At 59.5% G+C, this 7,044-nt stretch carries 7 protein-coding genes; 2 read left to right on the forward strand and 5 right to left on the reverse strand.

The features are described 5' to 3' along the window. Window positions 1-305: 305 nt before the first annotated feature. Genes DTW90_RS22400 through DTW90_RS22415 form a run of 4 tightly spaced genes read right to left on the reverse strand, consistent with a single transcriptional unit; the run spans window position 306 to window position 4,167 of the window. Window positions 306-1,643 (reverse strand): LLM class flavin-dependent oxidoreductase, encoded by a 1,338-nt coding sequence (locus DTW90_RS22400; RefSeq protein WP_149341038.1) that lies wholly within the window; start codon window positions 1,641-1,643, stop codon window positions 306-308. Between the two features lie 12 nt (window positions 1,644-1,655). Beyond that, window positions 1,656-2,381, reverse strand: coding sequence for an ABC transporter ATP-binding protein (locus DTW90_RS22405; RefSeq protein ID WP_149341040.1), 726 nt, complete (start codon window positions 2,379-2,381; stop codon window positions 1,656-1,658). After that, window positions 2,378-3,244: an ABC transporter permease gene (locus DTW90_RS22410; RefSeq protein WP_149341041.1), complete on the reverse strand. Its 867-nt coding sequence runs from the start codon at window positions 3,242-3,244 to the stop codon at window positions 2,378-2,380. The genes DTW90_RS22405 and DTW90_RS22410 overlap by 4 nt, the downstream gene beginning before the upstream one ends. Further along, window positions 3,244-4,167: an ABC transporter substrate-binding protein gene (locus DTW90_RS22415; RefSeq protein WP_246665007.1), complete on the reverse strand. Its 924-nt coding sequence runs from the start codon at window positions 4,165-4,167 to the stop codon at window positions 3,244-3,246. Before DTW90_RS22415 ends, DTW90_RS22410 begins: the two co-directional genes overlap by 1 nt. Before the next feature lie 332 nt (window positions 4,168-4,499). Here DTW90_RS22415 and DTW90_RS38060 point away from each other — a divergent pair, with 332 nt between their 5' ends. Beyond that, entirely contained in the window at window positions 4,500-4,622 is a 123-nt protein-coding gene (locus DTW90_RS38060) for a hypothetical protein (protein ID WP_281026132.1), read from the forward strand. 161 nt (window positions 4,623-4,783) lie between these two features. On the opposite strand, the gene DTW90_RS22420 is transcribed toward DTW90_RS38060, so the two are convergent. Beyond that, the gene (locus tag DTW90_RS22420; protein ID WP_149341045.1) at window positions 4,784-5,800 is read right to left on the reverse strand and encodes a zinc-dependent alcohol dehydrogenase family protein; all 1,017 of its coding nucleotides are present in this window, start codon (window positions 5,798-5,800) and stop codon (window positions 4,784-4,786) included. A gap of 429 nt (window positions 5,801-6,229) precedes the next feature. On the opposite strand from DTW90_RS22420, the gene DTW90_RS22425 reads away from it, so the two are divergent. Continuing rightward, entirely contained in the window at window positions 6,230-6,967 is a 738-nt protein-coding gene (locus tag DTW90_RS22425; RefSeq protein ID WP_246665008.1) for an LLM class flavin-dependent oxidoreductase, read from the forward strand. Window positions 6,968-7,044: the final 77 nt, after the last annotated feature.

Raw genomic sequence — 7,044 nt, forward strand, 5'->3', positions numbered from 1 at the left:
GGCTCTGCCGTCCTGGTCGCTCTTGCTGTGATAAGCATCTTCGGGTCCGGACCGGGACCACAGTTCGTCGGCTTGGTCGGCGATTTGCTTCGGCTGACCTTCGGCGATGACTCCCTGAGATATTCGCTGCTTGTCTTCCTCATCCCGAAAGCATGCGCGTCAATGTGCTTCTGGGTAGCCGGATCGACGATTTCGAGTGCCATCGAGGATCTAGTGACAGCGAAGGCGCAGTCGGGGTAAGGAAGCCGGACTTGTCAGCAAGATGTCGGCGGAGCCCGGCGCTCCACCGCCAACCGCTTTCAGCGCTATGCGGATCGTGCGAAGGTACGATCTACTTCGACTTCGGCGAGCCCGAAATGCGATCTCAATGTATCGCCTTCGTATTCACTCCGGAACAGACCCCGCTTCTGGAGGATCGGTACGACTTCATCCGCAAACAGCGAGAGCTGGCTGTTTATGATTGGCGGCATGACGTTGAAGCCGTCAGCGGCGCCCGACTGGAACCATTCCTGAATGATGTCGGCAATCCTTTCCGGCGTGCCCGCGACGGCAAAGTGGCCACGGGCGCCAGCGAGCTTGCGCAACAACTGACGGAGGGACAATTTCTCGCGCAAGGACATTTCGACATAGCCGATGACGCGGCTCTTGGAAGCCTCGACCGCATTTGGATCCGGAAAATCGTCCTTGGTGAGCGGGCGATCCAGCGGGACGTGGCTGAAGTCATGTCCGCCGAAGCGCGCCTTGAGCCGCGTCAGGCCGACTTCGGTGCTCGTGAGCGCGTCAAGCTCCTCCCAGACTTGATCGGCTTCGCGCTGCGTCGAGCCAATGGCTGCGCTAATCCCCGGCAGGACAACGATGTCCTCATACCGACGACCATAAGCGGCCGCGCGGTTCTTGACATCGGAATAGAAGGACTTCGCGGACTCGATGGTCATGTGCGCGGTGAAAATTGCCTCGGCCCATCGAGCCGCAAAGGATCTGCCGGAATCCGATTGCCCGGCCTGGATATAGACCGGCCGTCCCTGCGGGCTACCCGGCACATTCAGAGGACCCTTCGTCCGATAGTGCTGGCCTTGGTAGTTCGCGGGCGTGATACGCGAAAGATCCAGGTACTGGCCGGCATCGCGATCGTCGACGACAGCATCCGAGGGGAAGCTCTTCCAGAGAGCGTCGACCGCCTCGACAAATTCCTCTGCAAGCTTGTAGCGGTCGGCGTGGTCGAGGTTCTGCTGCAGCCCGTAGTTGGCGCCTGCCTCAGGTACCCAGGAGGTGACGATGTTCCATCCGGCGCGGCCTTTGGAAAGGTGGTCGAGCGTGGCAAACTGGCGCGCGAGCGTATAGGGCAGGCTGTAGGTGGTCGACGCTGTGCCGATGAGTCCGATGTTGCGTGTGTGGGCCGCGAGCAGAGACAGCAGGACGATAGGCTCCAGTGAACCGGAGGAAGCCAGTCCGCTGCTATTCCCGGCAGCCAATGTGTCCGCGAGGAAGACTGCGTCGAACTTCGCCGCCTCAGCGATATGGGCAGCCTCGACATAGAGTTCGAGATCCGTCAGCGCCTTGTGATTGGAACCCGGATGGCGCCAGGCGGCCTCGTGGTGGCCGCGCGACATCAGAAAGAGGTTCAGGTGCAATTGCCGGGACATTATCGATACCTTTCAAACGCGCTCGGCGACGCCGAAGCTCTGAAGGAGCTTGGCGCGGAGCGAAATCAATTTAGGGTCATGGGAACGCCGGGGGTGCGACGCGGAAACGAGGTGGTCTTCGGCAATGCGCCCGTCTTTCAGAACAAGGATGCGATCGGAGAGAAGCAGCGCCTCGGCGACGTCATGCGTGACCAGGATGATCGTGGGTCTTTCTCGTTCCACCAGCCGCATCAGCAATTCCTGCATGCGAAGCCGGGTGAGGGCGTCGAGCGCTCCGAAGGGCTCGTCGGCAAGCAGGAGTTCCGGCGAGCGGATTAGGGATCGCGCCAGCGATGCCCGCTGCTTTTGACCGCCCGATAGTGTCGAAGGCCAAACATTCGACTTGTCGCTCAGTCCGACGGCGTTCAGCATGTCGAGTGCCGCGGGCCTCGCATCCTGACGGCGCAAGCCGAGCGTGATGTTTTCGATAACGGACTTCCAGGGGAGAAGTCTCGAATCCTGAAAGAGGACCGACGTATTCTCTGGAACATCGAATTCGCCGCGTGTTTCTGCGTCGTCGTCGAGACCCGCGAGGGCACGGAGCAGCGTCGTCTTTCCGGACCCGGATTCGCCCAGCAAAGAGACGAATTGGCCGCGCGGTATCTCCAGCGAGACACGGTCTAGGATTGTCTTGCCCTTGAAGCTGCGGGACAGGTCCCGAAGTTGGACGGCGTAGGGGATGCGAGTATGTGCGTTCATGATCCAAGAGCCCTCCGATAGGACAGGGCACGTCCCTCGATGAACCTCACCACTGCGTCCGAGACGAGGCCGAGGACCGCGTAGATAAAGATGCCGACGACGATGATGTCGGTCTGACCCCAGTCACGCGCCCGGTTCATCAGATATCCGATCCCAGTCTGGGTGTTCACCAGTTCGAGCACGACCAGTGCGGTCCAGGAGATAGCGACCGCGAGGCGAAGCGCCACGAAAAAGCCGGGCAACGCCCCTGGAAGCGCGACATGGCGAATGAACTCCAATCGCGTCAGCCCCAGCGTTTGCGCGAGCTCGACATGTCCGATGTCGATAGCCCTAAGTGCCGCGTGGGTGTTGATGTAGACGGGCACCAGAACGGCGGTGAAGATCAGGAATATCTTCATCTCTTCGCCAATTCCGAGCCAGATGATCACCAGCGGGATCAACGCAAGTGTGGGAATTGCTCTCTTGATCTGGACAACGCCGTCAATCAGAGCCTCACCAGTTCGCGTCAGTCCGGAGAGCATAGCAAGGACGACGCCGACGATTACGCCGAGAAAGAGGCCCGTGTACGCCCTGCCGGCGGAGGCTAGAAGATGCGGAAGCAATGATCCGTCGAGGATCATGTCGTACCCGGTCTGCAGGGCAGTCGAGGGTGCCGAAAGAGTGTATGGCGACAGAAAGCCGAGCCGTGACGCCGCCTCCCAGACGATGAGGATCAGCGCCGGACCGAGCAGCCGTAATCCTGCGGGCAACTTAGCCGGCGTAAGTCGGACTGACTTCCTTGCGGCGATCGGCGCCGCACGCTGTTGGCCTTGCCGGTATCGGCTGCGGGAATGAGCAACAGACGATTGGAGTATGTCGGCCATCAGCTTCCTCCCTGGCGGGCTTGCTCGATCACCTGATCGAACGTATTGACGAAGGAGGTCTTCGCATCGAAGCGTTCCTTGATCGACCCGGCCTGATAGAGGATGTCGATCAGCTTCTGATGGTGCGGGATTGCCTCCACTGACGTCTCGAAGATCAGAGGCGACTGACCCTTGATGATCACGTCGGCATCGGGCGGCGGTATGTGCTGAAAATCGGTGTAGTAGAACTTCGCCCATTCCTTTTCGTGTTCGTTGCTCCATTTGCCAGCACGCACGAATGCGGTCAGGAATTCCTTGATGGCCTCGACCTTCTTCGGGTCCGCCAGTGCTTCCGGCCGGGCGTAGAAATAGGATGTGCTGGGAAGAAGCTTGCGCTCCTCGGGGTCTAGGACCGGAGAGGCTCCCGCCTGCTTGGTCAGTCTGGTGACGAATGGTTCCTGCAAGACGGCGACGTCAACCGCACCCGACCTGACCGCATCAGGAAGATCGGCAACGCGTAAATTGACCAGCTGCACGTCGCTGAGTTTCAATCCGGCACGGTTCAAGGCCTCGATGAGGAATACCTGTCGCCCGGATCCTTCGACATAGCTGACCTTCTTTGCCCTGAGTTCGGAGAGCTTGTTGATGACCAGTCCCGGCCGAGTGGTCAGGCGGTATTCGGCGACGTCGCGCGTGAAGGTTCCGATGATCGGGAGGAGGGTGCCCGACGCCCGAGCCTGGATGGGCGGCGTATCACCGACGAAGGCGATGTCCAGCGCGCCTGCCCGAATCGCCTCGAGGATCGCCGGACCGCCGGCAAAATTCGGAAATTCGATATTGAAATTGATGTTCTTCTGCTCGCCGCTGGCCTCAAGCAGATTGCGAACGAACTCGCTTTGGTCTGCAACGACTAGCTTTGCTGACGGGTCGGCAGCAAACGACATCGTTGCGCCTGAGGTAGCAAGCAGACCAATCATGGCAGCTTGTAACAAAGTCCTTCGTCTCATCATTGGGGCTCCGTCGGTTCGATCGCGTGTCCAATTAATGTATAGTGACTTTATAGATATTATAGGCTTCAGATTTCATCTCACGTCGCGATGCGCGAAAACTCTTCCGTCGTCAGCGCCAATGCATGAAAGTTCGTTTCATCCATGATGCCGGTGGCCTCCGGCGTTATCCATTGCAGCTTGGACCCTCAGCGGCACCATCGTACGATTGCAAAGGGTGGTTCTTGAGTGTTCTGTAGACGGAGACGCCCAACCCTGGGGAAATCATCATGAGATCTGATATCGTGCCTGGCGTTACGGACCCGGCGCTGCGGACCGCGTGGGCGGAGGGCCGCAAGGAGATTTTCTTTCCTTACGGGCGATCATTCGCGCAAACTGCCGGCGATGAATGAGGCCCTTTATCGATCAGATGAAGCCATCCGTTTCTGGAATGTGGATCTCGATCAGCGCTGGCGCGTTACCGCCTTTCTGGTGACGTCCCCATTAAGGTCATCTGCCGCCGCCCCGTTTGAAGGCCTGGCCCGGCTCGCCTTGTACCGGGCCAAACTAGATCTCAGACGCGCAGGAGCGTCTTGATGGCGCGGCGCTCGTCCATTGCACGGTAGCCCTCGGCAACATCCACAAGAGGAATTTCGAGATCGAAGACCTTGCCGGGATTGATCTCACGGTCGATCACGAGATCCATAAGATAGGGAAGGTAGCGCCGGACGGGCGCGGGACCGCCGAGCAGGCTCTTCTGCTGGCGGAATAGGTTCTGTCCATCGAATGTGACGCCATGCGGAACACCGACGAAGCCTATCTTGCCGCCCGGACGGGCAGCGTTTATCGCCTGGCTCATGGATTCCTGAGTGCCAACGCATTCGAGGACGCAATCTGCACCGACGCCACCGGTGAGTTGCTTGATACGCGCGACGCCATCGTCACCACGCTCGGAGATGATGTCCGTTGCTCCGAACTCCAGCGCGAGATCCTGCCGGGTCTTGTGACGGCTCATGGCGATGATCCGCGAGGCGCCCATCTGTTTTGCTGAGAGCACGCCCATCAGGCCTACAGCGCCGTCGCCGACGACGACTGCCGTCGATCCTTCCTGGACACCTGCCGCATCCGCAGCAAACCATCCGGTTCCGAGAACATCGGACACGGCAAGCAGGCTTGGAATGAGGTCATCCAATGGCATCTGCGCTGTTGCAACGAGCGTGCCGTCTGCAAGAGGGATGCGGGCGAATGGAGCCTGTGCGCCACTCATGAACTCGCGCTGTTCGCAGGACGACTGGAACCCGAACTTGCAATGAGGGCAGGTGTTGTCGGAGATGCAAAAGGACCCGACGACGAACTGTCCGGGCTTCACGGTCGTCACAGCGCTGCCGACCTCGACGACGACGCCGCAATATTCATGGCCCATGGCCCTGGGTTCGTTGACTTCGTTTGCTCCGCGGTAAGGCCACAGGTCCGAGCCGCAGACGCAGGACGCCGACAGCTTGATGATCGCGTCGGTCGGTTTCTGGATCTTCGGTTCGGCGACTTCCTCGCACCGGACGTCGCGGGGCGCGTGCATGATGGTTGCCAGCATGGACTATTCCTTTCGATATGAATGACGTGGCCCTGAAATGAGAGGCCACCAATTTCACGAAATCTAGCGGCGCATGGTGCGCGCTGGAGGGATCGCGTTCAAGAGCCTCATATTTTTGTGATCTTGTCGATCGAACGATTAGGCGATCACGCCGGCGTGGTTTCCGTCGTTTTCATGCCGCAGACATTGAAAGGCGAAACGCGAGTTTCGTGGAACTCGTCGCCCGTTACGCTGCCGGCGCCCGAACCCTTCACCGACAAAGACGCGATACTGGTGCAAGACCGGCGTGACCAATCGAGCCCCTGAACTGGCTGATCGTCCTCGGCATGCCTTCCGAGAGACAGCGATGAAACCGGGATAGAACGATCTTTTACATCCAGAACCCCATGAGCGCGGATGGCGCCGGGTCGGACGCATGCCTATATATGTTTGAAGATCAGTAATCCGGCCTCACACATGATCTTCCGTCAAAATGAGATTTCCCTCGGCATCGTCCTGCCCGCGCAGGCGAGAATCAAAAACGATTTCGATTTTCCGCAGCAGATTGCGATCGCCCGGCGCGCGGATCAACTCGGGTTTGCGGGCCTGTGGGTTCGCGACGTCCCTCTCAACAGCGATCGCTATCCGGACCCGGTCGGTCACGCCGACCCTTGGGTACTACTCGGGATGCTGGCTGCCTCGACGGAGCACATCGCCCTTGGGACCGCCGCGATCGTTCTTCCGTTGCGTCATCCCCTCCACGTCGCCAAAGCCGCGCTAACCATGGCATCCTCCTCCACGGGAAGATTCCTGCTTGGGCTGGGTTCAGGTGACCGTCCAGGTGAGTATGGCGCATTCGGGCGGAACTACGAAGATCGCAAGGTCATCTTCCAGAATGGCTGGGAGGAAGTCTCCGCTGCATTGGCGGGCCAGGGAAACCTGTCGGGCGTGGCGAACGAGCAGTTCTACCTGCGTCCCCGAACAGATGGCGTGACGATTCCCTTGCTTGCCGTTGGATCGTCCGGCCAATCGTTGGAGTGGATTGCGAAGAACGCGTTCGGCTGGATGACATACTATCGAGAGCTAACGATCCAACGGGATCGCATCGCGCTTTGGAACAAAGCCAGGGAAAAGGTCACAGACGGCTTTGGTGCGCGGGTCGTTGAAGGAACGGCATTCCGTCTTTGATGCTGTTGCTACGGCGTTGCAGTCTTGCAGCGGACGGATTTCGGGCGTGCGCATGCCATCATTCTATTGAGGACCGA

Source organism: Neorhizobium sp. P12A (assembly GCF_008365395.1).
GTDB lineage: Bacteria > Pseudomonadota > Alphaproteobacteria > Rhizobiales > Rhizobiaceae > Rhizobium.